General features: G+C 47.4%; 1 protein-coding gene and 1 pseudogene. Both read right to left on the reverse strand.

The genetic code is table 11. From position 1 onward, the window contains the following. Positions 1–397: pseudogene (locus tag R7D93_RS26245) on the reverse strand (hypothetical protein); the annotation flags it as partial. A gap of 12 nt (positions 398–409) precedes the next feature. After that, a partial coding sequence (locus R7D93_RS26250; protein WP_318129675.1) for an energy transducer TonB occupies positions 410–1,012 on the reverse strand: 603 nt, incomplete at its 5' end.

The raw sequence follows: 1,012 nt of genomic DNA on the forward strand, positions 1-1,012 counted from the left end.
TCATGGTTGCTACTGACTTTTTAAATTGCCCTTCGGCTAAGTAAAGCTGCGCCAAGCTATAACGAACTTGCTGGGCTACAGGCACTGGAAGTGCGTTTAAACTTAACGCATCAGCAAAATACTTTGCTGCTTTCGGGTAGTCATCTTGCAGAGAGTACAAAAAGCCCATCTGTTGCAGTAAGACTGCACGGTCATATTGTTTTTTGCTTGTACTACTTAATGCTGGGTTAAATTTAGAAAGGGCATCAGCGTACTTTTCTGTAGCAATGAGTTCCTGAACTTTGTTTACCGTTCGAAACGTTTTGTCTGACAACTCCGGAGTGTTGGCAAAACCAGGCGCGCCATACGCGCCTGACAATAACACTAGAGAAGCCAACAGTTTGGTATATGCTTTCATACGTATGACTCCTTAGTTTGTAGAGAACTCAATTTCTTGAGAAAGGCGAGAGCTAACCGCTTTACCATCAACCATTTTGGGTTTGAAGGTCCACTTAGATACGGTTTTCTTCGCGGCTTGTCCCAAGCCCAACTTGCGTGGTGTCTCTTTTAAAACTTTGACGTCCTCGACGCTACCACGTTCGTTAACAGTAAACTCTACAAGTACGATACCTTTCTCAAGTCCAGAACGAGCGGCCTTACGAGGCATCTGAGGTTGGAATGTTGCTAAAGGCACAGGGCCTCCGCTACCTGCCAGTCTCGCTCCGCCACCTTGGCTGTAATGACCGAGCACTGAGCCACCAGTGACGTTAACTGGTAGATCGAGTTTTGGCATATCCATTGGAACTTGGTCCATCACCGGTTTTACTGTCGACGTCACCTTCATTTCTGGTGGCGGCGGCGGACGCTTAGGTGGTGGCGGTTTCGGGAGTTCGCGTTTTTTCTCCTGTACTTTTTCGTCCGGTTTAATGCGAATGAAATCGACCATACGCTGATCATCATTCGACACTAGCTCGTGGCGCTCTTTGTTTACCAGCTTGTCCATCCCCCAGAACAATCCGAGGGAGACAATGAG

This window comes from Vibrio sp. YT-15 (genome assembly GCF_033337445.1).
GTDB lineage: Bacteria > Pseudomonadota > Gammaproteobacteria > Enterobacterales > Vibrionaceae > Vibrio > Vibrio alginolyticus.